Origin of the sequence: Ruegeria conchae (genome assembly GCF_000192475.1) — a bacterium.
Lineage (GTDB): Bacteria > Pseudomonadota > Alphaproteobacteria > Rhodobacterales > Rhodobacteraceae > Ruegeria > Ruegeria conchae.
In genome coordinates, this window is record NZ_AEYW01000006.1 from 344,404 (window position 1) to 370,216 (window position 25,813).

Genomic DNA, 25,813 nt, shown 5'->3' on the forward strand with positions numbered 1-25,813 from the left:
GGTAGATAGCTCTCAGACTTGTGCGGTTTGTAATGATCAAGGATCGACCGGATATACCAGCCGAAACGATGGCCAACTGGCAACGCCTGGTTGATCTAGTTTCACAACTCGCGGACGTGCCAGCGACATTGATCATGAAGACCGAAGCACCTGATCATGCGGTCCTGATCACCTCGGATCATCCGGAAAATCCGTACCCTGTCGGCATGAATTTTCGCCTGAATCCTAAGCTTTATTGTCAGGGTGTCCTTGAACGAGACGGCGAATTTGTTGTCGAAGATGCTACTTGCGATCCAGCCTGGAGTGACAATGAGGACATGGAGCATGGCATGTCCTTTTACATCGGTTTTCCGCTGAAATGGCCGGATGGTTCAGTTTTCGGAACCATCTGCGTTCTGGATCGCCACCGCAATCGCCGCGCTTTGCTATTCCGTGAGGGTCTAGCGCAGTTTGCACGTATGGTTGAGTCGGATTTGGCTTTGATTCAAGAGGTTTATCTGCGGCGCGCGCTAGAGGAAAAGCTGAATGAAACACTGGCCCAGTTGGAAAATCGCGTCGAGTTGAGGACACGTGAGTTACGAGAAACCAACACTGCACTTCGGGTATTGCTGACTAGTCTGGACGACGACCGGAAAGAACGCGATCAGGACATTGTCGAACGGGTTCGTTCGATGGTCCTGCCGTATCTGGACAAGTTGCATAGCCAAATGACCGAAGGTGACGCCTCGCAAGTTTATCTGGAACTGGCATTGAGAAATCTGCAAGACATCACCACGATGATTTCCGACAAACTCTCGGATGCGTTTTCGGTTATGACGCCGACGGAAATCGAAATCGCTCAGTTGGTCATGTCCGGTAAAACCACCAAAGATATAGCCCGGGCCATGTCGCGCGAGACATCAACGATCGATTTTCATCGCAATAATATTCGCCGGAAACTGGGACTCGAAGGGCGGGATCAGAACCTCCGCAGCCATCTTTTGTCGATTTCGTGATCTGGGAATATGGGGATTACCCCCATATTCCCCCCAGATTTTTCTGATCTGAGCCTTCCACGAAGACCTTGTTAACCTGATCAGAAGGGTGCGGATACAGCCGCACCCGCTCAATCGGGAGGATCAAGATGGATCGCAAAGATCTAAAGCCAACTATTCTGAACGGGGAACGTGACACTCTAGCAACTGGCCTTTCACGCCGGTCTTTTTTTATGGCGGCTGGCGCTGCGGGCGTTGGGGCAGGGGCTTCGTTTCTGGGTAGCAAACCAGCCGAAGCACAATCTCAGGCTTGGCTGCAGCCGGGCAACAACAATCATGTGATTGATTTGCAGGGCTCGACTGGGCAGGCCAGCACGGGAACTGTTGGGATCGACTACTACGGTCACTGTGCCATCAAGATCACCTCGCCAAACGGAGCGACCGTGTTATTCGACCCTTGGCGGGATGATCCCTCGGGCGCATGGGGGTTATGGTTCCGCAACGAATTTCCGCAGATCCCCGTAGACATAACCATGTCCACTCATGCTCATTTTGACCATGACGCTATCGAACGGCCTAGCTCCACAATGGTTTTGGACAGGATGGCGGGGAATTTTGAGTTTGCCGACCTAAAGATCACGGGCTTTGCTGACAAACATGCCTGCGTTGCGCCGGGATGGTACGAATGGACCAACGCATTGGCCGAATTTGGTGCCGAAGCTTGCCCGCCCAACAACGTGGGCCACATGGATATGGTGGTCTACCTAGTGGAAACCGGCGGGATTCGCATCTTGATCTGGGGTGACAACCGTCACAATCCGCCTCAGGAGTTCTGGGATGCGATCGGGCAGGTCGATGTGCTGACTTTGCCTGTCGATGGGTCAGAACATATCCTAAGCTTCGATCAGGGAAATGATATTGTCGCCAAGCTCAAGCCCAAAATCATCATCCCGACACACTACCTCAATGAGGTTACGTCGTACACGCTGACGACGCTGCAGGCGGCAGACGATTGGGTCAAAAGCCAGCAGAGTTACAAGATGCTCGACAGCGCCAGCTTAAAGCTGGAAGCCGGGGATGTAGCGGGCATGAATCAGGAGTTCATGCACTTCGGCAACAACGTGATGACGGGTTGATTGCAAACTGAAACTGCCACTCACCCACGACCTGCGTCTCCTGTCCCCCCAACAATCGTGACGCAAATCGAAAGGGCCGGTCGAGGACCGGCCCTTCTTCATTCTTTTACGAGGAATTATTCGGCCGCAATTTTGATGACAGGCTCCATTTTAGCCAGAATATCTTCGGCAAGGTGACATTTGACCTGATGTCCATCCGCAAGCGTCTGAACCGGGGGTACATGGGACTCACACCGCCCATCTGGCACTTCGGACTTCCAGCGGCAGCGTGTCTGGAACGGACAGCCCGGCGGCGGGTTCATGGCAGAAGGGATGTCGCCTTCAAGAACGATATGCTGTTTCTCAACTGACGTGTCCGCGATCGGAACCGCGCTCAACAACGCCTCGGTATAAGGGTGGTATGGTGGAGCAAAGACTTGGTCGGTCGTGCCCAGTTCCACCACATGGCCCAGATACATCACCATTACACGGTCACTGAGGTAACGCACGATTGACAGGTCATGGCTGATGAACAGCAGAGTGGTTTTGTGTTCTCGCTGAATTTCCATCAACAGATCGGTCACCGCTGCTTGTACCGAAACATCCAGCGCCGAAACCGGTTCGTCCGCGACAACGATCCTCGCGTCTCCGGCGAAGGCGCGCGCGATTCCCACGCGTTGCTTCTGACCACCTGACAGCTGGCGCGGCATGCGATCGGCAAATGCCCTCGGCAGTTTGACAAGGTCCAACAGCTCAAGCATCCGCTTTTTCCGCTCAGCCTCTGAATTACCGACGCCAAATATCTCTAGGGCCCGAATGATCTGACGCCCGACAGTCATCGACGGGTTCAGCGTATCGAAGGGGTTCTGAAAAACCATTTGAACCTCGCCCACGGTCTTCGCGTCCCGCTCTTCGATAGGCACCTGTTCGATGTTGCGATTGTCCAGCAGGATCTGACCGTCGGTTGCAGTTTCTAGGCCCATCAGCACCTTTGCGAAAGTGGACTTGCCGCAACCGGATTCGCCAACAATGGCCAGTGTTTCAGATTCATGCGCCTCAAAACTAAGGGTTTCGTTGGCCTTGACCACTTTAGTCTCACCCCCACCGAACAAGGCATTCGCAGCCACCTCATAATATTTCTTGAGGTTGTCCATTTTCAGGACAGTCCGGCCGATTTCACCTTTCTCTTTTTGCTCACCCACGGTGATTGGCGCATTCCAATCAATCTCCTGGAATTTCAGACAACGCGTATGGTGTCTGTCATTTCCCGGCACTGCTTCCATCAGTATGTCTTTGGCATCACAGCGACCTTCTTCGAAATAGTCGCAGCGCGGGCCAAAGTTACAGCCCGGGGGCCGCTCGTGGGGCAGGGGGAAGTTCCCCGGAATCGCCACCAGCGGGCGCGAGTTCTTGTCAGCTCCGGGCAACGGGATCGACCGGAACAGCGCTTGCGTATATGGGTGCTGCATCTCGTCGAAAACATCCTTGATGGAACCACGCTCGACCGCTTCACCAGAATACATGACGCACAGCCGATCGCAGGTTTCCAGCACGAGCCCGAGGTTGTGCGAGATAAACAGCATCGAGGTGCCGTATTTCTTGCCCAGATCCTTGACCAGTTCGACCACTGCGGCCTCTACGGTCACGTCCAAAGCGGTCGTTGGTTCATCCAGGATCAACAACGCCGGTTTCGACATAAGCGCCATCGCAATCACGATCCGCTGCTGCTGGCCACCGGAAAGCTGGTGTGGAAACGAATTCAGCATCCTTTCGGGGTCAGGAAGACGCACGTCTGTTACCACCTCAAGCGCGCGTGAATAAGCTTCTTCCGCACCGACGCCTTCGTGGATCATCGGAACTTCCATCAGTTGCTTGCCGATCTTCATCGCCGGATTCAAAGAGGCCATCGGCTCCTGATAGATCATTGCGATTTCATTGCCGCGAATGTCGCGCAGCTCTTCTGTGGACATTTCGCTCAGATCGCGGCCTTTGAACTTGATCGAACCACCGACTATGCGGCCGTTCTTGCCCAGGTCTTGCATTACGCCCAAGGCAACGGTCGATTTACCGCACCCGGATTCACCAACCAGTCCGACGGCCTCACCAGGTTGCACGCTAACCGAAAAATCCATCACAGCCGGAATTTCCCGCAGACGGGTAAAGAACGAGATCGACAGCTTGTCGATCTCCAGGATGGGCCCGTCATAATCCGCCAGTTTGTTCATCTTGTATCTCCTCGCGAGAGTCCGGGGGATCCCCTTCATCTGGCTAAAAATATCTCGGGGGGTCCGGGGGCTGGCCCCCCGGCCTCGATCACATCAGTCCTTCAGACTTTCTTCGCGCAGACCATCCGCCAGCAGGTTCAAACCAAGAACCAGCGACAACAGAGCCAGCGCAGGCGGAAGGGCTGGGTGCAGATAGATCGACAAGAGTTTACGCCCTTCGTTGATCGTGGACCCCCAATCCGGGCTTTCCGGCGGAAGACCCAGCCCGAAGAAACCCAAGGTCCCCAGAAGGATGGTGGTGTAGCCGATGCGCAGACAGAAATCGACGATCAGCGGGCCGCGCGCGTTGGGCAGGATCTCCCACAGCATGATGTACCACGGGCCTTCACCTCGGGTCTGGGCCGCAGCCACGTAGTCTCGGGTTTTGATGTCCAGCGCTAAGCCACGTACGATGCGGAACACCGTAGGTGAGTTCACGAAGACCACCGAGACAAACACCACCAGAATACCACCCGGAATATCGAAGAGATCCAGATAGGTCGGCAGTCCCCAGATACGGTAGCTGTCAGTGTTGATGATGTAGCCGCTGGTTGAAATCAGCGAGAGATACAACCAGAGCGCAACGCCCAGTACTCCGATCAATAGCGGAGTCCGAAAGTTTGGCCGTGTGTAGTACCGCGAATTCAGCAAAACACCCAGAAAGATGATTGGGAATACGAACAATACGGCGGCCATATAATTAGGAACGCCGGTCGCAACGATCTCGGGTGTGACCAGCAGGTAGAATAACAAGATCACTGGGAAGGCCAGGATCAGGTTCGCAAGAAACGACAGAAGCGTATCCAGCCGCCCGCCATAGTAACCCGCAGGTAGACCAAGAGTGATACCAACCATGAAGGCAAACATGGTCGCCAGAGGTGCGATTTGAACAACAATCCAGGCACCCTTGACCATGCGACTGAAGACGTCGCGTGCAAGGTTATCGCCACCCAGTAGGTACCAGGCGTATTGACCCTCTTCCAAACTGGCCAGAGGCGTACCCGGCACCTTGTTTTTCATGCCTGAGAGCTGAGCCAATGGGTCATGGGTGACGATCAGGTCGAGCGCGCCGAAAATCCCGGTGAATACCCAGAACATCACAAGGCCAAAGCCGATCATGCCAATGGGGCTGTCGAAAAGTTTGCCGTAAAGTCCAAGCTTGCGTTTGAACGCAATCGACATCGCATAAAGGATGATCAGCGACAGCCAAACCGGCAGGAACTGCTGGGATATGGCGCCAATGATACCGGCGCTGGTGCCCATCAGAATACCCAACACGATATAAGCAACTGCGAGACCCACAATAGCTAGGAAACTATAGCGCAGCGCGGCTTGTATTAGATTGCGAAGACCCGAGCTCGAACTCAGCGTTCCGTCTGGATTCACTGTCATTTGGTCTTCGGGCAGAACGATACTTGCCAGCATCCAGACAACGATGGACAAGGCCAAAAGCCCAAGTGCCAGCAACAGTAGCGGGTTGAGGAAGGCGATAGAGCCGGTCCAGGTAAGTGGTTCCATGATCTAACCCTCCTTAAGAAATGCGAATGCGCGGGTTGAGGTAGACATAGCCGATATCCGAAATCAGCTGCGTCACCAGCACCACAAACACCGACACGACCGAAATCGCCAGCAGCAACTGGATGTCGTTATTGCCTGCCGCCTGCACCAGCGCCCAACCAAACCCTTTGTAGTTGAACAGGGTCTCGACGATCACCACGCCGTTCAGCAGCCATGGGAACTGCAACATGATGACTGTAAAGGGCGCGATCAGCGCATTGCGCAGCGCATGTTTCATGACGATGTTCGAGAACGATACACCTTTCAGGCGCGCCGTCCGGATGTACTGCGCCGTCATTACCTCGGTCATCGAGGCGCGGGTCATCCGGGCGATATAGCCCATTCCGTAAAGCGCAATCGTCAAAACCGGGAGGAAGAAGTTCTCGAATGTCGGGTTCTCCATCGCTTGTGTGGCAGTGCCCTTGAACCACTTCAAGCCGACAGCGGACGAAGTGAAAATCGCTATGAAGATAACACCAGAAACATATTCTGGGGTTGCGGTTGTGGTGATGGCAAAGGTCGACAGCGTCCTGTCGGTTGCTGAACCTTCTTTCATTCCGGCCAAAACACCCAGGATCAGTGCCGAAGGGACCATCAGCAGCATAACCCAGAACATCAACCGCCCGGTTAATGCCAGCCTGTTTCCAACTACGGTTGAAACCTCTTCCTTGAAGACCGTTGAATAACCCCAATACCCCTGCAGGATACCACAGAAACTGGGAGACTCTTCAGCAGTTTTCCCGGGCAGAATGCATCGGCCCTGAACGGTTCCATCTTCGTTCGTATGCCGATACGAAGGCAAGACCCCTAACCATTCACCGTATTTGATCGGAGTGGATTGGAGGTAACCGTTTTTCTGCAGATAGCTCTCAACTTGCTCATCCGACATACGGAAGTTGCCCTGCGTTTTCGCAAGCTTTTCGAGGTTCGGGTAGAGGTTGGTCAAAAAGAAGACCAGGAATGTCAGGCACAGTGCAGTCACCAGCATGATGCCGACGCGCCTTAGAATGAAAAGTCCCATATTAGCCCCTGTTGGTCGGCCAGCATGAATGCCAAACGGCTTCATGCATTGCTGTTATTATGGTCGCCGTGTTCAGGACGAAAAGGCCGCACCAGAGCGGCGCGGCCTTTGATGTTTGGTTAGGAGATGATGCCGAACTTGTACAACTGCGGCAGGTCGGCGATGTGTTTTTCAACACCCACCATGTTGTCACGATGGTGGCGCATCGCCGTCCGCCAATAGGGCTGGATGGTCACACCCTCGTCAATCATGATCGCCTGCAGTTTGGCCATCACTTCGCGACGTCTGTCGACATCTGCGATCGAGTTTGCCTCGGCCAGCAGAGTATCGAATTCTTCATTGGCAAAACCGGATTCGTTCCACGCGACGCCTGACTTATAGGCCAGTGCCAGAACCTGAGTGCCCAACGGGCGGTGGTTCCAGTTGGTCGACGAGAAGGCGTATTTCGTCCAGTCGTTCCAGAAGGTCGAGCCCGGCAGAACGGTATGCTTGGCCTTGATGCCCGCGTCGTTCAACTGCGCGACCACCGCGGCGGTGGTGTTACGACGCCAGTCATCGTCAATCGACTGAACTTCGTGTTCGAAATCACCCATTCCGGCTTCGTCCATCAGGGCCTTCGCCCCCGCTGGATCATACGGTATGCGTGTCACAGCTGAATCATACTCCGGATGCATCGGACCGACATGACAGTTATCGGCGGGGATGCCGTAGCCTGACATGCCCAGTTCCAAGCACACTTCGTTATCAACAGCCATAGCCAGAGCCTGACGCACACGCTTGTCGCCATAGATCTTGTTGCCATTCGCATCTTCAGCCAACTGGTTCGGGCGGATAACGATGGTAAAGCCTGATGGAATTTCCGAGCGGACGAGGCCGATGCCGTCGAAGATGTCGACAAACTCGCCGACCGATTCCCAGTTCATGTCGATCTCTTCGGCCTCATAGGCTGCCAGGAAGGCCGCCGGGTCGGTGCCGTAGTCGATGAACTCGATCCGGTCGATATAGCCGCCCTTGCCGGCCTCATAGCCCCACCAGTCAAAGCCTTCGTTGCGAACCAATACACCCTTAACACCCACTTCGTGGCTTTCCGGGATCATGAAGCCCGTACCAACGGGGTTGGAGAGCATGTCGTTCGCGTCAAAACTGCTGTGAACGATGGCGCCCGGATAGTCGGCCATGCCGGGGATGATTGTGATGTCGGGCGCGTTGCATTTCAGTATTACGGTGTGCGAGTCGACAACGGTGATGGCGCCGTCGGCTGCCTTCTGCGTTGACTCGTCGACCAGTGACGACATGCGCGATGCCATCGAGTTACCCTCGAGCGATGAGTCACACCAGCCAGCGATGTTGCGCGCCACGTCTTCGGCGGTGAAGTCGTCTCCGTTGTTCCACTTCACACCTTTGCGGACGTTCAGCGTGTATTCTGTGGCGTCATCATTGGCTTCCCAGCTTTCCAGCAACATCGGCTTGAACGAACCGTCGTTGTTGTACTCGACAAGGTATTCAAGCCAGCCCGCAGTGAAGGTCGCAATTTGCGTCCAGTCATAGGTGCGAGGATCTTTCAATGCGCGCACTTCCATCTGGTAGCGAATGGTGCCGCCTTTCTGGGGCTCCTGCGCTGCAGCAGGTGATTGCAGACCGATCATGCCATATGCCGCCGGAACGGCGACGCCAAGTGCGGTTACCCGCGCCATGAACTCGCGCCGACTCAGATTGCCGTCGCGATACTCTTGAGCATGCATCTCTGCCGCCCAGTGCATCGGCTTTCCATTGATTGTCTGGTTTTTCATAGATGTCTCCCTGTGACACTAGTTATTAGGTAAAGTTCGCGTTGTGATTGATTGAAACGGGCGCTACGGCCAACTAATTGGATCGATTGACCGGGCCGCAGGCTTGTTTTCTTGACTATTGAACATCCCCATGACCTCCATTCGGCACCAGTTTCATTGCGGCGTCAATGTCGGAAATCGTCATTGATGGTACAAAAACGACATCAGGCGGAAAAGTAAGCCATTCAGGATTATTTCGTGGTGTGTTCGCACAACTAGCCGAAAGCACCGCGGATAGAATTGACAGTCACGCTGCAACAAATTCGGTCGTTTTTTTGGGGAGAAAACTAAGAAATCCAACTGCTTCCAATGCCCGAGGAATGCTCCTTACTGATGAGACGCGGCATCAATGTGGTGCCAGGATTTCATGCGGGCGCGAAACCAAGTTCGTTGTCGTTTGGCAAATCGACGTGTAGCTATTGTTGCCCGGTCCCTGGCTTCTTCCTGGGACATGCGGCCTTCTAGGCATGCCATCAATTCAGGCACGCCAATGGCCTTGAAGGCTGGTAGAGAAGGGTCAAATCGGTTCTGCATCGCGGCCACTTCGGCCATGGCACCTTGATCCAACATCTGATCGAAACGACGATTAATACGATCCAGTAACCAGCTTTTTTCGACGTCGAATACAATCGGAACTGTATTCCCCAGATCCAGAATCGGGGCGGGTGTATCAGCCTGCCAATCAGCAAGCGAGCGACCGGTTGCGGTCTGAACCTCCCAGGCGCGTTGAACACGGGCTCGATTCTGGGTGTCGATTTTCTGCAGCGTTTGAAGATCAAGACCTTCGATCAGGTTTCTTATTGATAAAGCGTCCGCCTCGGCCCGAATTTCAGGAGGGGTTGCAGGTATCTCGGCCATCCCTTCGGTCAGCGCAGTGAAATACAGACCTGTACCCCCCACAATGATAGGGCGCTGTTTTTGTTTAAGCAAAGGCGTGACGTCGCGAAGCCAATGTCCGGTGGAATAAGTCTGATCATATGCGACATGCCCGTACAGTAGATGTGGGGCACGTTTTTCTTCTTCGATCGAGGGACGTGCAGATATGATGCGCCAGCAATCATAGACCTGACTTGCGTCGGCATTGACGATCACACCACCGCAGCGCTGCGCGATCAAAAGCGCCAGCGCTGACTTTCCTGAAGCCGTAGGCCCAGCGATCAGCACCGGTTTGTCATCAGGAATCGGAGGCAACTGCGTCCAAAGCCGGTTCTCATTTGTATCGGCCATCGCTGATTGCCTCATCCCTGACTATCCGCATTGAACCTGCGGAGGTTTTGCTTCATTTTGCGCCGGAAAATAAACCCGTGCCAGCCCGGAGCGCAACATGAGCCTTTCCCCTTCTGACGAGACCACTGAGACCCCGAAAACAACGTATGACCGCGTCATGTTGAAGATTTCGGGCGAGGCCCTGATGGGGGATCAGGGATTCGGACTTCATCCTCCAACCGTCCAGCGCATCGCACAAGAGGTGAAATCGGTACACGATCTGGGTGTCGAAATCTGTATGGTCATCGGTGGTGGCAACATCTTCCGGGGGCTTTCCGGCTCGGCACAGGGGATGGAGCGTACGACCGCCGATTACATGGGCATGCTGGCAACGGTCATGAACGCGCTCGCGATGCAATCCGCGCTTGAGGCGGCCGGGGTCTTCACCCGTGTCATTTCGGCCATTCGGATGGACGAAGTGTGTGAGCCATATATTCGCCGCCGCGCTGTACGCCACCTTGAGAAAAAACGGGTCTGCATCTTTGCGGCGGGAACCGGGAACCCCTATTTCACCACTGACACCGCTGCCACTTTGCGCGCGAACGAGATGGCCTGCCAAGCGATCTTCATGGGTAAGAATGGTGTCGATGGCGTTTATGACAAGGACCCCAAAGAACACTCGGACGCGGTACGTTATGACAACGTTTCGTATGACGATGTGCTGGCTAAACGCCTGCGAGTGATGGATGCATCGGCCATCGCGTTGGCACGTGACAACAATCTGCCGCTGATCGTTTTTGGTCTGGATGAACCCGGCGGGTTCCGCGGTATTTTGGCGGGTGAGGGCACCTATACCAAAGTCCAGGGATAGGGCATCAATTAGCACATAGACCGGGTCAAGCAGCCCGGTTCTTTTTTGGGCGCTAGATATGAAAAATGTTATCAGCACAGTGACTTGACCTAATCTTTTTCGTCTGACTATCTGTTCCTGTTTGGTTGCAGCAAGCTGCCATCAGAAGGACTGCTGCCATAGCATGTCCTCTGAAGGGGATGGCGGCCGGACAGTAATGCCTTGGTTGTTTTGGAAGTGCCCAGATCTTGCGCGGGCGGATTTCCGAAATGAGGCATGCCATCAGGGAGAGACGTGTGATGGGCACACTTGATATCGATTTCGTTCGGGCGCAATTCCCGGCCTTTTCTGAACCCAGCCTGAAGGGGCAGGCCTTTTTCGAGAACGCTGGTGGATCTTATACCTGTAAGCCGGTGATTGATCGCCTGAACCGGTTTTATACACAGCGCAAAGTCCAACCTTATGCGCCATACGAAGCCAGCCGTCTGGGCGGCGAAGAAATGGATGAAGCGCGGAGGCGGTTGGCCGCGATCATGGGCGTGGATACGGAGGAGCTGAGCTTTGGCCCCTCGACGACTCAGAATACCTATGTGCTGGCGCAGGCCTTTCGTCAGTGGATGCGGCACGGTGACGCCATCGTTGTGACCAATCAGGACCACGAGGCCAATACCGGCCCGTGGCGTCGATTGAGGGAAGACGGGATCGAAATCCGCGAATGGCAGATTGACCCGGACAGTGGATCGCTAAACCCACAGGATCTGGAAAACCTGTTGGACGAGAAAGTCCGCCTCGTTTGCTTCCCCCATTGCTCAAATGTCGTCGGCGAGATTAATCCAGTGACTGAAATCACGGCGATAGCGCATGCCGCGGGTGCGTTTGTCTGTGTCGACGGAGTTTCTTATGCGCCACATGGCCTGCCGAACGTCGGTGATCTCGGGCCCGACATCTATTTGTTCTCAGCCTATAAAACCTATGGCCCGCACCAAGGCTGCATGGTTATTCGACGCCCTTTGGGTGAGATGCTTCCGAACCAGGCCCACTATTTCAACGGTGGCACGCTCTATAAGCGGTTTACACCTGCCGGTCCTGATCATGCGCAGATTGCCGCGAGTGCTGGCATGGCTGATTATATAGATCTGCTTTGCGATTATCACGGCGGACCAGAAACCGGGGCGTCTGCGCGCGGTGGTTTTGTTCATGACCTGATGCGCCAACACGAGATTGCATTGCTGCAGCCACTGCTCGATGCAGTCAAAGATAGAAACGCTTTGCGTTTGATTGGCCCGTCCAAGGCCGAACAGCGCGCGCCGACGGTGGCGTTAAGCCTGAACAAAAAAGCCGAGGCTGTTGCAGCTGAGCTTTCCCAACATGGGATCATGGCAGGTGGTGGCGATTTCTATGCGCATCGTCCTCTGCAGGCCATGGGTGTTGATCCAGATCAGGGGGTTCTGCGGCTCAGCTTCACGCACTATACAAGTCATCAGGAAATTGATCAGCTTTTGCAGGCGCTTGACCGCGTTTTGTGATCCAATATTCGTACCGGTTCGTATTCTTTTAGAATCAAGAGGCGGATATGGATCCCGGGCACTCTCCGATCATTTTATGGTTCAGGCGCGATCTGCGATTAAGAGATTATCCGGCGTTGACGGCGGCGGTACGGTCGGGTCGCCCCATTGTACCCGTATTTATTCTGGACGATCAGGTTCAAGCATTGGGCGCAGCGCCCAAATGGCGCCTGGGTTTGGGTCTTGAGGCGTTTGCTAAGGCCCTTGATCAGATCGGCAGCAATCTGATCCTGCGCCGGGGGACTGCGCTGAGGGTCCTAAAAGATCTGATACACGAAACCGGAGCAGGAGCTGTATTTTGGTCCCGAGCGTATGACCCGAAGGCGATCAACAGGGACAAGCATATCAAGGCGAGCTTGAACGAACAGGGGATCGAGGTGCGATCCTTTGCAGGGCATCTTTTGTTCGAACCTTGGACGATTGCGACCAAAGCGGGGCAACCGTTTCGTGTATTTACTCCGATGTGGAGGTCGGTGAGCGGACGAGATGTTGCGATGCCAGAACCGACTCCTGCACGAATTGCCAAACCAGATCTTTGGCCTGCTTCTGATCGGCTGTCCGATTGGAATCTGGATCGGGATATGCAGCGTGGCGCGACGATCGTACGACCGTTTGTCCGTCCTGGAGAGGCCGCGGCTTTGGATCAGTTGGATAGGTTTCTGGAAAATATCGATCATTATCAGGAAGCGCGAGATCGGTTGGATCAGGTTGGTACGTCTGATCTTTCAGAATACCTCTCGTTAGGCGAAATCGGGCCGCGCACAATATGGCACCGGGTGCAAAACGCGGATCGCACTGGTTCGCGAGGGGGCGAGGCCTTTCTACGGCAGCTTGTGTGGCGTGAGTTCGCTTATCACCTGATGTACCATTGGCCGCATCTCCTGACCGACAATTGGAAACCTGAATGGGATGCGTTTCCGTGGAATACTGATCCCGACACGCCTGAAGTCCGCGCGTGGAAGTTAGCCAGAACTGGGGTGCCACTTGTCGATGCGGGGCTAAGGCAGATGTACGTGACCGGGCGGATGCATAATCGTGCACGGATGATTGTGGCGAGTTATCTAACCAAGCATCTGATGACGCACTGGAAAATTGGTGCTGATTGGTTTGCCGAATGCCTGATTGATTGGGACCCAGCCGCAAACGCAATGGGATGGCAGTGGGTGGCGGGTTGTGGGCCAGACGCAGCCCCGTATTTCCGTATCTTCAACCCAGAAACTCAGCGCGAGCGGTTTGATCCACATTCGACCTATCTGAAGCGCTGGATTGCTGAGGGTCGGTCTGACCCGTCCCCAACCGCACGCGCCTATTTTAGTGCCATACCGCGGTCTTGGGGGCTTTCTCACGAAGACAGCTACGGCGCTCCAGTGGTAGGGCTGAAAGAAGGTCGCATCCGAGCATTGGACGCGTATGAAACCAGAAAAGTTCCGGTAAGGAACTGAAAACTTGCCATAAACCGAATCCCGTCCTAGCTTTATTCTGCAACCGCAGAGGGGAGAGCGGATGTTCCTGACGAGCACCGAAGGGCAGGAGGACCTGCCAAGATATTTTGCACAAGTCTTCAAGATGCTGAGCCGCATGGAAAGCGGCCGCCTTGATATCGCTCTGCCGGATGGTCGGGTGTTTCGGGCGGATGCACCTAAAGCCGGTCCGGTTGCCCATGTGGATATCCATGATCCCGACGTATTTGCCAGGCTGCTACGAGAAGGAGAACTGGGGTTTTCGGACGGCTATCTGGAAGGCGACTGGAGCACACCTGATCTGCGCAGCTTTATGGACTTGGTACATTTGGGAACTGAAACCGTTTATGACGATTTCACGGGCAAGTTCCTGGTTCGCGCCTACGAGCGTCTGAGGTTCTGGTTGCACCGCAATAATCGGACGCAGGCTAAGAAGAACATCTCGTATCACTATGATCTTGGAAATGATTTCTATGGCATGTGGCTGGATGACACGATGACTTATTCCAGCGCCATTTTTGAGACCGGGCAGGAAAGCCTCGAGAATGCGCAGACCGCAAAATATGCCAGTTTGGTGGATGAAATGGGGGCCAAACCAGGGGATCATATCCTTGAAATCGGGTGCGGTTGGGGCGGTTTCGCCGAATACGCTGCCAAAGAGCGCGGGCTCCGAGTGACTGGTTTGACTATCAGTCAGGAGCAGTTGAAGTACGCGAAGGAACGCATTGAAAAGGCTGGGCTATCAGATCTTGTAGATTTTAAATTACAGGATTATCGCGATGAACAGGGACAATATGACGGTATTGCATCAATCGAGATGTTCGAAGCGGTTGGTCGGAAATACTGGCCGGCATATTTTAACACTGTTCGTGACCGGTTGAAGCCCGGTGCGCAAGCGACATTACAGATCATAACAGTCGCGGATCACCGCTGGGAAGTTTACAAGAATGGTGTTGATTTCATACAGAAATACATATTTCCGGGTGGCATGCTTCCCGCCCCGTCCATCCTGAAAGAGCAGATAGATCAGGCAGGGCTTCAAGTAGTACGCTCAAAGGAATTTGGCCAAAGTTATGATCTGACACTGCGCCGCTGGTACGACACCTTCAACGCCAAGTGGGACCAGATTTCAGAACTGGGGTTTGATGAGCGTTTTCGCCGCATGTGGAATTATTATTTAACTGCATGCGGCGCAGCCTTTGACACCGGCAATTGTGATGTGACACAGATCACTATAGCTAAGCCAAGTTGAAGAACGGAACTACAAATGCCTACAGCTTCCCGCCTCGTCGCCGCGTTGTGTCTGCTGGTCATTGCCTTCCTTGTTTCAAGTATGATCATCAACAATGGTGAAGAGGGCAAAAGCTATGGCTGGTTCACATATGTGAACATGTTGTTAGCGGTGACCTGTGGTTGGGTTATCATGGGCAAACGGGCAGGCCGGGGTTGGACGGCTGCAGTTAACAATGGTCTGACTGGTGTTGCCGCGCTGGTTTTCTGGGGATTGTTCGTTCAAGGCACCTACGAGATGTTCAGTCAGGCGATGCGCCATCGGTATGGCGGCCCATTTGAAGCCTTGCTGGAAATCTTCAAGATCGGAGTGGCCTATGGTGAACAACTGCTGCCCAGTGAAATTTTGATTACGCTTGGTATTGGTGCGGTGGTCACTGGGATACTTACCGAAATCGCCTATCGACGCTGGCGTTAAAACGGACCTGCCAAGTCGGGGCTCCTACTTTGTCTAACCTGTTTTTCTACGGCACTTTACGCCATGCGCCTTTGCTGGAACTCGTGATGGGTCAAACAGCGGGCAAATTGTCGGCGAAACCGGCAATCTTAGCTGATCATGCGGTGTATTCGGTAAAGGGCCAGCCTTTTCCCATGATCGTTGCTGAAAAAGGCGCAACGGCAGATGGCGTATTGGTGCAAGGATTGGGCAAGGACGAGCTTGCCCGATTGGCCTTTTATGAAGGCGGATTCGAATATGATCTGCGCCAGCAAACGATTGAAACCAGTGAAGATGGGAATCATCTGGCATTGGTGTTCTTTCCCGACTCGGAGGCATGGAAGACCGACACTCTCTGGGATTTTGAGGCATGGAAAAATGATTGGAGCGCTTTGTCGATGCTGGCGGCGCAAGAGGTTATGGCCCAGTATGGGTGTGTTGACGCCTCGACGATTGCAAATAGTTTCCCTGCGATCCGCACACGGGCATGGGCCAGACTCGCAGCGCGTGAGCGAAACACCGGAGATGCCCGGGACACCAACCATGATGTCGTAATCCACCAACGCAATCACCCTTATGTCAACTATTTCGGTATCGATGAGATAGATCTGCAGCACCGTCAGTATGATGGCAAGATGGGGCCTGTATTGCACCGCAGCGGCTTGATGCAAGGATCTGCAGTCATCGTCCTGCCTTACGACCCCAGGCGCGATACGGTTTTGCTGGTCGAGCAGTTTCGCGCACCTGTGTTCTTGATCGACGACCCCGAACCATGGATGTGGGAACCGGTCGCCGGTATGATTGACCCCGGCGAAACGCCCGAGCAGGCAGCGTATCGTGAGACACAGGAAGAGGCGCATGTTTCTCTGTCTCGGCTGGAATATGCAGGTGGTGCCTATACATCCAGTGGATCGTCAACCGAATACGTCTACCTCTATGTTGGGCTGGGTGATCTGACAACGACTGTTGAAAGTGGTGGTCTTGCCACGGAAGGGGAAGATATTCGGAGTACAATTCTGCCGTTTGACGAATTCATGAACATGGTTGATACACATGTTTTCAAGGACTTACCGCTTCTTTCTCTGGCACATTGGCTGGCGCGAAATCGCGAACGTCTGCGCGCATAACTATCCCGGCTTGTGATCAAGTCAGGGCGCCTGTAAATCTGCTGCAATACCATATGACAAGAGGACGCCATGCGCATTGCGAAAGACCTTGCCGACGCGGTCGGTAAAACACCCTTGATCCGGTTGCGTCGCGTCAGCGAAGAGACAGGCTGCGAGATCCTCGGCAAAGCCGAGTTCATGAATCCGGGTCAATCCGTCAAAGACCGTGCGGCGTTGTTCATTATCCGCGATGCAATTGCGCGCGGAGACCTCAAGCCCGGCGGCACAATTGTCGAGGGTACGGCGGGTAATACTGGCATTGGTCTGGCATTGGTCGGGGCCTCAATGGGTTTCAAGACGGTGATCGTCATTCCTGAGACTCAATCGGAAGAGAAGAAGGACATGCTCCGACTTGCCGGAGCTCAGCTTGTGCAAGTGCCTGCTGCGCCTTACCGAAATCCCAACAATTTTGTGCACTATTCCCGCCGCTTGGCTGAGGAACTTGCCCAGACCGAGCCCAATGGTGCCATCTGGGCGAACCAGTTCGACAATGTCGCCAACCGGCAGGCGCATGTGGAAACCACCGGCCCTGAAATCTGGGACCAAACCGGTGGCAAAGTTGATGGCTTCGTCAGTGCGGTCGGGTCGGGTGGAACCCTAGCGGGTGTCGCCGAGGTTTTGCAGCCCAAAGGCGTAAAAATCGGACTGGCTGATCCGATGGGGGCCGGCCTTTATTCTTATTACACTACGGGTGAGATCGCGATGGAGGGCGGCTCCATCGCCGAAGGCATCGGACAGGTTCGGATAACGAAGAACCTGGAGGGGTTCACCCCTGATCATTCCTGGCAGATCACCGACAATGAGGCGTTGCCCTATATCTTTGATCTGCTTCGCGAAGAAGGTCTGGTGATGGGCGGATCAACCGCGATCAATATCGCGGGCGCTGTACGTCTCGCGAAAGAGATGGGGCCGGGGCACACCATCGTGACCGTATTGTGTGACTTTGGAACGCGCTACCAATCCAAACTGTTCAATCCTGACTTCCTGCGGGAAAAGGAACTGCCAGTTCCGGATTGGATGACCGAAGCGCCGCGCAGCATTCCCGGCGTATTCGAGGACGTGTGATGCTGCGACAGGTCCGCCTGTTTCTGTTTCTAAGTTTATTCTGCCTGATCGGGCTGGGTGGGATCGCATCTGCCCAGCTCACTGACCGGCAGAGTGAATATTACCAGGGCTGGGTCAGCACGGCGGATCGGGCGGAATCTGTGATCCGGGCGAACCGGGCATCGAATGCCGCGTTAGAGAATTTGCGCTCAGAAATAAACGGTTACCGCGAAGACTTTAACAAGGCGCGCGGCGCAAACACGGATCGTATTCAGACGCTTGAGGGCCAGCTTAAGGCGCTTGGCGCGGAGCCGGCAGACGGCGAGACCGAGCCTGAAGATATTGCCAAGCTGCGCACACATCTTGAAGAGCAACTTAACAGTTTGCGGGTGCCGCGCATAATCTCGGAAGAGGCTTTCAGCCGAGCCAACGGGTTAATCAGCGAAATCGACCGGATCATTCGCGATCGTCAGAAAAAAGAGATGCTGGAACGCGGGCCATCGCCTTTCAACCCCGTTTACTGGGGCCCAGCCTGGATCGACGTCAAGGAAGCGACGCAGAGCCTGATCAATGAAACCGTCACGAATATGCGGTCTGACATCGTTCACGAGCGCATTCGTGAGCGCGGTCTCGGCATTTTCGTTCTGTTGGCCATATCTGCGGTATTGCTGCTATTTGGGCGCAAATGGTCCGAAAAAGGGGGCGCTTTTCTGCGGTCTCTGGGGGGGCGCGGAAGTGGAGTCTGGACCTTCGTCGTTTCACTGCTGCGCATACTGCTGCCTTGGTTGGGCGTTCTGGCATTGGTCACGGCGATTGTGCAGACTGGGGTTCTGGGCTTGCGCGGCACGTTGCTGATTCAGAATATCCCTTATTGGGCTGCCATCATCTTCTACTTTGACTGGATCGGTCGACAGGTTTACCTGATGGGGGCCTCTCAGAATTTCAAACGATTGTCGGCAGGCAGAATTCGAGAACTGCGGGTCTATATCGATCTACTGGCCGTCATGCTTATTTTGCATGATCTGGTTTTGCTATTTGAGCAAATTGAGAATATTTCGGACCCAACACGAGCGGTTGTTGGATTCCCGATCGTATTGGTTACGGCGCTGCTGCTGCTACGTGTGCGTCAGATCCGTCAATTAGAACCACAGGAAGAGCAGACCGATTCAGAAACGTCTCGCAGAGCGGCTGGTTTTAGTCAGTTGGTTGAATTGTTGCGGCGCGCTCTGTTCATACTTGGGATTGCAACACCAATACTGGCGGCATTGGGGTATATCAATGCCGCCGAAGCAATCGTCTTCCCAGCCGTGAAAACACTGGTTCTGATCGCGGCGCTTGTGATCATACGACGGTTTATCACCACGATTTACGGTTGGTTATCGGGGCAGGGGGAGGCCGCGCGCGATTCTCTGTTTTCGGTTCTTGTTGGGTTTGCGCTGGCGATATTGTCGCTGCCTATTCTGGCGCTGTATTGGGGCGCACGCAAGACAGACCTGCTCGAGGCCTGGTCGCGATTGCTGCTGGGATTCGATATCGGCGGCGTCACGATTTCACCCAGTAATTTCCTCACCTTCGTCGCAGTTTTTGCCATCGGGTACACATTGACCCGCCTTCTGCAAAGCGGGTTGCGCAACTCATTGCTGCCAAAAACCAGTATCGATCCCGGCGGGCAGAATGCCATCGTATCGGGAACCGGCTATGTCGGAATATTCCTGGCGGCGTTGGTCGCCATTGTTGTTGCTGGATTTGATCTTTCCTCCTTGGCGATCGTGGCTGGTGCCTTGTCGGTTGGTATCGGTTTCGGTCTGCAAACCATCGTGTCGAACTTTGTTTCAGGGATCATCCTGCTGGTCGAACGCCCGATCTCAAAAGGCGACTGGATCGATGTCAACGGCATGATGGGATATGTTCGTGATATCTCGGTCAGGTCCACGCGGATCGAGACGTTTGATCGGACGGATGTGATCGTCCCCAACTCTGACCTGATCAGCGGAGTGGTCACCAACTATACCCGCGGCAACACCATTGGCCGGGTGATCGTTCCTGTCGGCGTGGCCTACGGTACTGACACCCGAAAAGTCGAAACCATTTTGGGTGAGATCGCCAATGGGCATCCGATGGTTCTGGCCAACCCAGCGCCGAGTGTGGTGTTTCAAGGATTTGGTGCGGATTCTCTGGATTTTGAAATCCGGGCAATACTGCGCGATGTGAACTGGGTGCTATCGGTCAAATCCGACATGAACCATGAGATTAACCGCAGATTTGTTAAAGAGGGTATCGAGATTCCGTTTGCTCAACGCGATCTGTGGCTGCGAAATCCTGAGGTGCTGACGGGCCATTCTGAGGAGGCTAAGCCCGACGAAGACCTATCTCCTACTGCCCCTTCCGCAAAGCCTGCCGATTTGACAGCTGATGATCTGGACTCTGCCGGAGACGCAGATGCAGACGCGGATGGCGACGGTCGCTAAACGCGACACATCAAGCATTTCTCCCAAGTGATTATCGGATTGTTACATTTCGATGTAGTCTGAATTTTATTTGAAGGAGGAATTTCGATGGTAACTTTCTCACACAGTCTCGTGCGTATCGCGGTTTGGAACCTTGCGGGTTTCAACCCGTTTAACACAAGTCTGGGCATACCCGCCAATAGTGAGCGGGTCATCCACCAGATTGAAGGCTTGGCCCTGCTTGATGCCGAGTTGATCACGCTGGTCGAGGTTAGTCCAATAGAACATATCAACCGGTTGGCAGCGGGTTTGGCGGACAAGGGCTTGGACTATCAGGTCAAGATCCTGCAGCAACCCAACGGCAACATCCACATTGGATTTCTCCACAAACCAGGGGTTTCGGTGACGGAGCTAGAGTTGATTGACGGTTCGGAAGGTAATGATTCCGGCGGGCGTCAGGCCCTTATCGCCGATGTGCAGGTCGGCAAATTCAAAGCCAAACTGATCGCGGTGCACCTGAAATCCGGCCGTGACCGGCCTGAACAACAGATACGTGATAGCCAATGTAAGATCATCGGTGCCAAGATCGCCGAAATCCGAGCGACACCGGGCCTGACTCAGCGCACGATCCTGCTGATGGGCGATTTCAACATGATCCCCGGTCAGGACGTCAGCAATTTCCACCATCTTGGTGGGGATGACATGATGGACTTTGTTTCGTGCTGGGATTTGCAAGACCGGTTCTCGCATATTCTGGAAAAGGGTCGCGCCAACCTGCTGGACGGGTTCGCTGTTTCGCGAACCTATTCCACCGACTATGTTCGCGGCAGCCTGCGGTTATTTCCGATGCACTGGACGATGAATATGGGGCGCGAAGCCTTCAAGGACGAGGTTTCAGACCATCTGCCATTTGTCGCCAGCTTTCGTATATTTTGAGCCACCTGTTTTTACGAATGGGGCCTTGCGCTCGGTTCAGAAATTCGCATAAGTCACCTCTACCGGAGAGGTGGCCGAGTGGTCGAAGGCGCACGCCTGGAAAGTGTGTAGGCGGGAAACCGTCTCCAGGGTTCGAATCCCTGTCTCTCCGCCACTATTTCAAGCTAAAATTTAGCGGGTGCTTAGCTGCCCAGTTGGTCTTCATTAGTTTGATAACAACGCAACGACTTGACTTGTTTCAGATCTTTGTCGCGTCTTCGAAGGCAACGAAACAACAAGAGATCGACCTGTCGGACAAGAGCGCGAATGCGCAAACAGAAGCGTTTTGGATTCCAGTGCGTCTTCGATCAGACACAGATGCCCCATTAGCAAACCAGCCGATGCTTTGGCTTCTTCTACAGCAAGGCTATATAGCGAGAACTGTGGGCCGCTTGCGTCAATTTGCAAATCAAAGCCCACATTTCGGGACCACGTGAACCAATCGTCGTTCCAGGTCTGGTCGTGCAAAATCGGTATCTCTCGGAAACCGTTTGAACAGTGCGCTCGGTCCAGAAGTGTAGGGGCGCAAACTGGCGCGATTACGTCTTGTGCCAAGGCAATTTGGTTTGACGAGCCGTCAGGAACTGCGAAAAATATCGACAGATCAAACATCTCTCGCGAGAGACTGGGCGGATTTTCCATAGCGGTGACAGAGAAATTGATTTCCGGCAATTCTTCTCGGATCCGTCGCAATCGTTTTGGAAGCCAGAGCTGGGCAACGGCGGGCAGGGCAGCGATATGAAAATCAGCGTTTGGTTTAAGGTCGCGCAGGGCACGGGCTGCATCAGCCATTTGATCAAAGGCAGCGGAGAAAACCGGGACAAGCGATTGCCCCTCAGGCGTGAGTTCAACGCCTTGCGCGTTGCGTCGAAACAGCGGTGTACCGGCCCAGCCTTCCAGCGCCTTGATATGCTGCGAGATCGCCCCGGGCGTGACGTTTAATTCTTCAGCTGCAGCAACAAAGTTGACGTTTCTAGCCGCCGCTTCAAACGCCCGCATCGCATTCAATGGAGGGCCTTTGGGGCGCTTGGGGGCAACACTCATTGCACTAGCCTTAGTTTTTCTACACCAAGAAATATCATTTCTGCTTTGCGATGTCACGCGACTGCCGCCAAAGTGGCAAAAACTAGGAGGATGTCAGATGACACTTGCACAAAGAGACTGGGTGCCCACCGCAAGCGAAGCACTGGTTCAGGATATCGCAAAAAAGGCGGCATCGGCATCTTCAGATGACCTGATGGCGCGGATCGAGAATCTTGCAGAGGAAAACCGCCGCATACACGAACATGAGTGCTTTAACCTAAACCCTGCCACAAACGTCATGAACCCAAAGGCCGAGGCGCTTTTGTCTTCGGGGATTGGGTCGCGGCCCTCGCTGGGCTATCCCGGTGACAAATATGAAATGGGTATGGAAGCAATCGAACAGATCGAGGTTATCGCGGCAGAGCTTTGCGCCGAGGTTTTTGATGCTAGGTTCGCTGAGGTCCGGGTGCCCTCCGGGGCGATTGCCAATCTCTATGGCTTTATGGCGACCTGTAAAGCTGGCGACACTATCATAGCCCCACCTGGTTCAATTGGGGGGCATGTGACACATCATGCGGCGGGTTGCGCGGGTCTCTTTGGCCTGCGTACCATCGAAGCTCCTGTTAACGCTGATGGCTATACCGTCGATGTGGATCAGTTGAGAGCGTTGGCAAAGACCGAACGACCAAGGCTGATCACCATCGGCGGCAGTCTTAACCTGTTTGAACACCCCGTCGCCGAAGTGCGTGCGATAGCTGATGAAATCGGTGCCAAGGTTATGTTCGATGCGGCCCATCAATGCGGCATCATCGCGGGGCGCGCTTGGTCCAACCCGTTGAAAGAGGGTGCACATTTCATGACCATGAGCACTTACAAAAGCCTCGGAGGACCGGCTGGGGGCCTGATCGTAACGGATGACGAAGAAATCGCAAAAGCGCTAGATGCAATCGCTTTCCCTGGCATGACCGCCAATTTCGATGCGGCCAAAACTGCGGCGCTTGCTGTTACGATGCTGGACTGGAAAGCGTTTGGTTCTGCCTATGCGAATGAGATGATTGCGATGGCCAAAGCTCTCTCCAACGCATTGGATACAAAGGGTGTTCCCGTTTTTTCTGGAACACGGGGCTTCACCAACTCTCACCAGTTCGCGGTATTGGCTGCCCCATATGGAGGAGGTCAGGCCGCATCTAAGCAGCTTCGCAAATGCGGGTTCCTCGCCTGCGGTATTGGATTGCCGGTGGAGTTAGTGGAAGGCGATATGAACGGACTTCGTATCGGCACACCTGAGCTGGTGCGGTGGGGCATGACCTCTGGGGATGCCGAGCGTTTGGCTAATTTGATAATGCGTGGCCTGGGCGGGGAACAAATCCAGTCAGAGGTATCCGCATGGCGACGTGAATTTGACACGCTGCATTATGTGAACTGAAAAGAGGATGGCCGACTAAGTCGCTGAACATTGACGGCCCTACCAACCTTCGTTGGTTGAGCCAATGCAAACTGCATATCGCAGATCAAAAACGGTAGGTTGCACCCAACAGCGGACCGGATTGATCAAACTTAAAGTCGTTACCGTCGATGTCGTGGTCAAACGAGATATAGCGATACCCACCCCGGATCAGCCAACGGTCATTGATTGCGTAGTCGGCAGTTAGAAGAACTTGCCATGTTTCGCTCCCGCTCCGGAAACCGCCATAATCAATAAACCCGGTACCAGACCATTTGTCCGAGAACCTGACGCGTGCGCGGGCACCAATTACAGGATCAGTCCAGCTTGCATCAACCGTTGTTCGGCGCCCAGGGGCAGCACCGGGTTGCAGGTCGAATTCAGTTTCAGTGCTGAACCACCTAAAGCCGCCGACGATATCAACATATGCGTCTTGATCGTCATAGACCCGATATCCTGCATATCCGCTCAGAAACTGAGTGGTGAAAGAGGTGTCCAAGCCCGAGCTCGCTGGGCCAGGCGTGTCGCTGCTGAAAGACAGATCTGTATAATTGTAGTCTGCCAGGAATGACCAACGCCCATTGGTTGCTCCGAATGCAGCCATAAAGGCAAAGTCCAAATTCTCCAACGCGTCGGAAAAGCTTAGCGTGCCATCTAATGTGCCCAACGGGGTATCCAGCGACGTTTCTGTTTCAGGCATGAACAGGTAGATTGAGGCCTCGTATGACCAGTCGGACTGTTGGGCCGAGGCCATTGACGCCATTGCGCCCGCCAATGAGATTCCGAGGAGTGGTCCTCTCCAATTTCGTGTCGCACCCATTATTGCTCTCCCGTCAAAAGTCTTGTTTCGAATTTTCGTTTCTGTGCAGCGAAAATCTGCGCAGATTTGTCTTGCGGTCAGGCTACTGCATCCTCGGTTTTGCCAGAACCAACGCCAACACGATTTATATCAGTGCTGGGAAAGAACTCGGACCAGACATGCCAGAATATGCCTGCGCGTAGAGTTTCGACCCGCTGCAGTTGCCCTTGATCAGACATTCCCCAAAAGTCGCATTTGGTTACGGGGTGCCCGCTGTCATTGTACCAGACGCCTAAACTTTCATATTTCGGATCAAGGCTGACGACAACATCTCGACCTCCGACCGTTGCGTTGACGATCCAATCGTTGTCGACGACGAAATCATCGGTCCAGCAGGTGGCATCCTGCCCGATGGTAATCCCCCAAACATAGGTTTTGTTCGGCAACCGGTCGTCTGAACGATCCATGTTGTCCATCACTGGAGCGTTTTCCTGATGTTGACGGCCAATCCCCCACCCAAAGGTGATTTCGGTCATCATATCAAGCAGGCGCAGCAATGGGTTTGGGGAAGGTTCATTCAGGAAAACCTCTCCATCCGGGTAGGCTTTCTGAAAGCCGCGAAATGTCATCCGGTAGGTAGGCCACGGTTTCATCCGGGCCTCGGGCCGGAGAGGGCATGCGAGGCCATCTGTGTTTGGGTTCTGGTCCGCTTCACGAAAGCCATATATCTGCTGAATCGGCTCGCCGCTTTCGTTGTCGCGCAGGATCAGGTTATTGCCGTGCTGGGCGAGAACCTCGAGATTCAGGCGCTTACCCTCTATTCTTGGAGTGTACCCCTGACCAAGATTGGCCATGGCACAATACGTCATGACGACGTCCTCTCCACCAAGCCCTTTTTCATTACCGGCAAGATGCGGTCGCATGATCTGCGCGTCGGGGTGTGCACGAGCGTGGCCGTTGTTGTCGATCACCATCACGGGCGCGGTCGGCCCCACGTATTTACGGGCCTCGTCAATCGGGAAGTACTGCGCGGTATTTAGTTGGTTTCTCAGCCCCAGATGAACCCAGACGTAGGGGAATCCATAGAAGAAAAGGACCAGCACTGCCGACACCAGCCACAGCCAGAACGGACCTGCACCAAGTATGAAATGTACAAGTGTTGCGACAGCAAATGTACCCAACCCAATGGCGATCAGGCGATATTCATGACGGATGAAGCGCACCATATTCTCGCGCTTCACCTTCAGCAGCATCTGGGACACATCGCCAAGGTCTCGGAAATAGATGAACCCGATCCCGAGTGATCCGATCAAACCCAGTGCAAACAGAAGTAGTCCAATCATGTCAT

20 protein-coding genes and 1 tRNA gene are annotated in these 25,813 nt (G+C 54.2%); 13 read left to right on the forward strand and 8 right to left on the reverse strand.

Features of this window, described 5'->3' with window-relative positions:
• Nucleotides 1–32: 32 nt before the first annotated feature.
• Nucleotides 33–995 (forward strand): LuxR C-terminal-related transcriptional regulator, encoded by a 963-nt coding sequence (locus G7G_RS0106175; protein WP_010439612.1) that lies wholly within the window; start codon nt 33–35, stop codon nt 993–995.
• Between the two features lie 128 nt (nt 996–1,123).
• Nucleotides 1,124–2,110, forward strand: coding sequence for an MBL fold metallo-hydrolase (locus G7G_RS0106180; RefSeq protein WP_010439614.1), 987 nt, complete (start codon nt 1,124–1,126; stop codon nt 2,108–2,110).
• 116 nt (nt 2,111–2,226) lie between these two features.
• On the opposite strand, the gene G7G_RS0106185 is transcribed toward G7G_RS0106180, so the two are convergent.
• The 5 genes from G7G_RS0106185 to miaA form a co-directional block, all read right to left on the reverse strand.
• Entirely contained in the window at nt 2,227–4,314 is a 2,088-nt protein-coding gene (locus tag G7G_RS0106185) for a dipeptide ABC transporter ATP-binding protein (RefSeq protein ID WP_010439616.1), read from the reverse strand.
• Between the two features lie 93 nt (nt 4,315–4,407).
• On the reverse strand, nt 4,408–5,871 hold the full coding sequence (locus tag G7G_RS0106190) for an ABC transporter permease (protein ID WP_010439618.1): 1,464 nt from the start codon (nt 5,869–5,871) through the stop codon (nt 4,408–4,410).
• Between the two features lie 13 nt (nt 5,872–5,884).
• Nucleotides 5,885–6,931, reverse strand: a complete 1,047-nt coding sequence (locus tag G7G_RS0106195) for an ABC transporter permease (protein WP_010439620.1) — start codon at nt 6,929–6,931, stop codon at nt 5,885–5,887.
• A 119-nt stretch (nt 6,932–7,050) separates the two neighbouring features.
• Entirely contained in the window at nt 7,051–8,721 is a 1,671-nt protein-coding gene (locus tag G7G_RS0106200; RefSeq protein ID WP_010439622.1) for an ABC transporter substrate-binding protein, read from the reverse strand.
• Between the two features lie 366 nt (nt 8,722–9,087).
• The gene (gene miaA / locus G7G_RS0106205; RefSeq protein ID WP_010439623.1) at nt 9,088–9,987 is read right to left on the reverse strand and encodes a tRNA (adenosine(37)-N6)-dimethylallyltransferase MiaA; all 900 of its coding nucleotides are present in this window, start codon (nt 9,985–9,987) and stop codon (nt 9,088–9,090) included.
• Between the two features lie 97 nt (nt 9,988–10,084).
• Here miaA and pyrH point away from each other — a divergent pair, with 97 nt between their 5' ends.
• The 10 genes from pyrH to G7G_RS0106255 all read left to right on the forward strand — a co-directional run bounded on the left by pyrH (nt 10,085) and on the right by G7G_RS0106255 (nt 21,314).
• Nucleotides 10,085–10,837 (forward strand): UMP kinase, encoded by a 753-nt coding sequence (pyrH, locus tag G7G_RS0106210; protein WP_010439624.1) that lies wholly within the window; start codon nt 10,085–10,087, stop codon nt 10,835–10,837.
• A 278-nt stretch (nt 10,838–11,115) separates the two neighbouring features.
• A complete protein-coding gene (locus G7G_RS0106215) occupies nt 11,116–12,342 on the forward strand; it encodes an aminotransferase class V-fold PLP-dependent enzyme (protein WP_010439627.1) in 1,227 nt (408 codons plus the stop codon).
• A 47-nt stretch (nt 12,343–12,389) separates the two neighbouring features.
• The gene (locus G7G_RS0106220; protein WP_010439628.1) at nt 12,390–13,823 is read left to right on the forward strand and encodes a cryptochrome/photolyase family protein; all 1,434 of its coding nucleotides are present in this window, start codon (nt 12,390–12,392) and stop codon (nt 13,821–13,823) included.
• Between the two features lie 61 nt (nt 13,824–13,884).
• Entirely contained in the window at nt 13,885–15,093 is a 1,209-nt protein-coding gene (locus G7G_RS0106225; protein WP_010439630.1) for an SAM-dependent methyltransferase, read from the forward strand.
• A 15-nt stretch (nt 15,094–15,108) separates the two neighbouring features.
• Nucleotides 15,109–15,549, forward strand: a complete 441-nt coding sequence (locus G7G_RS0106230) for a TrgA family protein (RefSeq protein WP_010439632.1) — start codon at nt 15,109–15,111, stop codon at nt 15,547–15,549.
• 29 nt (nt 15,550–15,578) lie between these two features.
• Nucleotides 15,579–16,694, forward strand: a complete 1,116-nt coding sequence (locus tag G7G_RS0106235) for an NUDIX domain-containing protein (RefSeq protein WP_029621774.1) — start codon at nt 15,579–15,581, stop codon at nt 16,692–16,694.
• 69 nt (nt 16,695–16,763) lie between these two features.
• The gene (locus G7G_RS0106240; protein WP_010439636.1) at nt 16,764–17,798 is read left to right on the forward strand and encodes a cysteine synthase A; all 1,035 of its coding nucleotides are present in this window, start codon (nt 16,764–16,766) and stop codon (nt 17,796–17,798) included.
• A complete protein-coding gene (locus tag G7G_RS0106245; RefSeq protein ID WP_010439638.1) occupies nt 17,798–20,245 on the forward strand; it encodes a DUF3772 domain-containing protein in 2,448 nt (815 codons plus the stop codon). Before G7G_RS0106240 ends, G7G_RS0106245 begins: the two co-directional genes overlap by 1 nt.
• 87 nt (nt 20,246–20,332) lie before the next feature.
• On the forward strand, nt 20,333–21,160 hold the full coding sequence (locus G7G_RS0106250) for an endonuclease/exonuclease/phosphatase family protein (protein ID WP_010439640.1): 828 nt from the start codon (nt 20,333–20,335) through the stop codon (nt 21,158–21,160).
• A gap of 64 nt (nt 21,161–21,224) precedes the next feature.
• Nucleotides 21,225–21,314, forward strand: a tRNA-Ser gene (locus G7G_RS0106255).
• 50 nt (nt 21,315–21,364) lie between these two features.
• Here the strand turns inward: G7G_RS0106255 and G7G_RS0106260 are convergent.
• On the reverse strand, nt 21,365–22,243 hold the full coding sequence (locus G7G_RS0106260) for a LysR family transcriptional regulator (protein ID WP_010439641.1): 879 nt from the start codon (nt 22,241–22,243) through the stop codon (nt 21,365–21,367).
• A 97-nt stretch (nt 22,244–22,340) separates the two neighbouring features.
• Between G7G_RS0106260 and G7G_RS0106265 the strand changes: the two genes are divergently transcribed.
• Entirely contained in the window at nt 22,341–23,648 is a 1,308-nt protein-coding gene (locus tag G7G_RS0106265) for a serine hydroxymethyltransferase (protein WP_010439643.1), read from the forward strand.
• 85 nt (nt 23,649–23,733) lie between these two features.
• On the opposite strand, the gene G7G_RS0106270 is transcribed toward G7G_RS0106265, so the two are convergent.
• Complete coding sequence (locus tag G7G_RS0106270) at nt 23,734–24,486, reverse strand: outer membrane protein (RefSeq protein ID WP_120981133.1); 753 nt, start codon at nt 24,484–24,486, stop codon at nt 23,734–23,736.
• 77 nt (nt 24,487–24,563) lie between these two features.
• Nucleotides 24,564–25,808, reverse strand: a complete 1,245-nt coding sequence (locus G7G_RS0106275) for a DUF3179 domain-containing (seleno)protein (RefSeq protein WP_010439647.1) — start codon at nt 25,806–25,808, stop codon at nt 24,564–24,566.
• Between the last annotated feature and the right edge of the window lie 5 nt (nt 25,809–25,813).

What these genes read in the sequence shown, in the direction of transcription:
- G7G_RS0106250 (WP_010439640.1), top strand. Translation starts at nt 20,333, where the DNA reads ATGGTAACTTTCTCACACAGTCTCGTGCGTATCGCGGTTTGGAACCTT.
- miaA (WP_010439623.1), bottom strand. Translation starts at nt 9,987, where the DNA reads ATGGCCGATACAAATGAGAACCGGCTTTGGACGCAGTTGCCTCCGATT.
- G7G_RS0106275 (WP_010439647.1), bottom strand. Translation starts at nt 25,808, where the DNA reads ATGATTGGACTACTTCTGTTTGCACTGGGTTTGATCGGATCACTCGGG.
- G7G_RS0106245 (WP_010439638.1), top strand. Translation starts at nt 17,798, where the DNA reads ATGCTGCGACAGGTCCGCCTGTTTCTGTTTCTAAGTTTATTCTGCCTG.
- G7G_RS0106190 (WP_010439618.1), bottom strand. Translation starts at nt 5,871, where the DNA reads ATGGAACCACTTACCTGGACCGGCTCTATCGCCTTCCTCAACCCGCTA.
- pyrH (WP_010439624.1), top strand. Translation starts at nt 10,085, where the DNA reads ATGAGCCTTTCCCCTTCTGACGAGACCACTGAGACCCCGAAAACAACG.
- G7G_RS0106180 (WP_010439614.1), top strand. Translation starts at nt 1,124, where the DNA reads ATGGATCGCAAAGATCTAAAGCCAACTATTCTGAACGGGGAACGTGAC.
- G7G_RS0106265 (WP_010439643.1), top strand. Translation starts at nt 22,341, where the DNA reads ATGACACTTGCACAAAGAGACTGGGTGCCCACCGCAAGCGAAGCACTG.
- G7G_RS0106270 (WP_120981133.1), bottom strand. Translation starts at nt 24,486, where the DNA reads ATGGGTGCGACACGAAATTGGAGAGGACCACTCCTCGGAATCTCATTG.
- G7G_RS0106260 (WP_010439641.1), bottom strand. Translation starts at nt 22,243, where the DNA reads ATGAGTGTTGCCCCCAAGCGCCCCAAAGGCCCTCCATTGAATGCGATG.
- G7G_RS0106220 (WP_010439628.1), top strand. Translation starts at nt 12,390, where the DNA reads ATGGATCCCGGGCACTCTCCGATCATTTTATGGTTCAGGCGCGATCTG.
- G7G_RS0106195 (WP_010439620.1), bottom strand. Translation starts at nt 6,931, where the DNA reads ATGGGACTTTTCATTCTAAGGCGCGTCGGCATCATGCTGGTGACTGCA.
- G7G_RS0106175 (WP_010439612.1), top strand. Translation starts at nt 33, where the DNA reads ATGATCAAGGATCGACCGGATATACCAGCCGAAACGATGGCCAACTGG.
- G7G_RS0106200 (WP_010439622.1), bottom strand. Translation starts at nt 8,721, where the DNA reads ATGAAAAACCAGACAATCAATGGAAAGCCGATGCACTGGGCGGCAGAG.
- G7G_RS0106230 (WP_010439632.1), top strand. Translation starts at nt 15,109, where the DNA reads ATGCCTACAGCTTCCCGCCTCGTCGCCGCGTTGTGTCTGCTGGTCATT.
- G7G_RS0106240 (WP_010439636.1), top strand. Translation starts at nt 16,764, where the DNA reads ATGCGCATTGCGAAAGACCTTGCCGACGCGGTCGGTAAAACACCCTTG.
- G7G_RS0106215 (WP_010439627.1), top strand. Translation starts at nt 11,116, where the DNA reads ATGGGCACACTTGATATCGATTTCGTTCGGGCGCAATTCCCGGCCTTT.
- G7G_RS0106185 (WP_010439616.1), bottom strand. Translation starts at nt 4,314, where the DNA reads ATGAACAAACTGGCGGATTATGACGGGCCCATCCTGGAGATCGACAAG.
- G7G_RS0106225 (WP_010439630.1), top strand. Translation starts at nt 13,885, where the DNA reads ATGTTCCTGACGAGCACCGAAGGGCAGGAGGACCTGCCAAGATATTTT.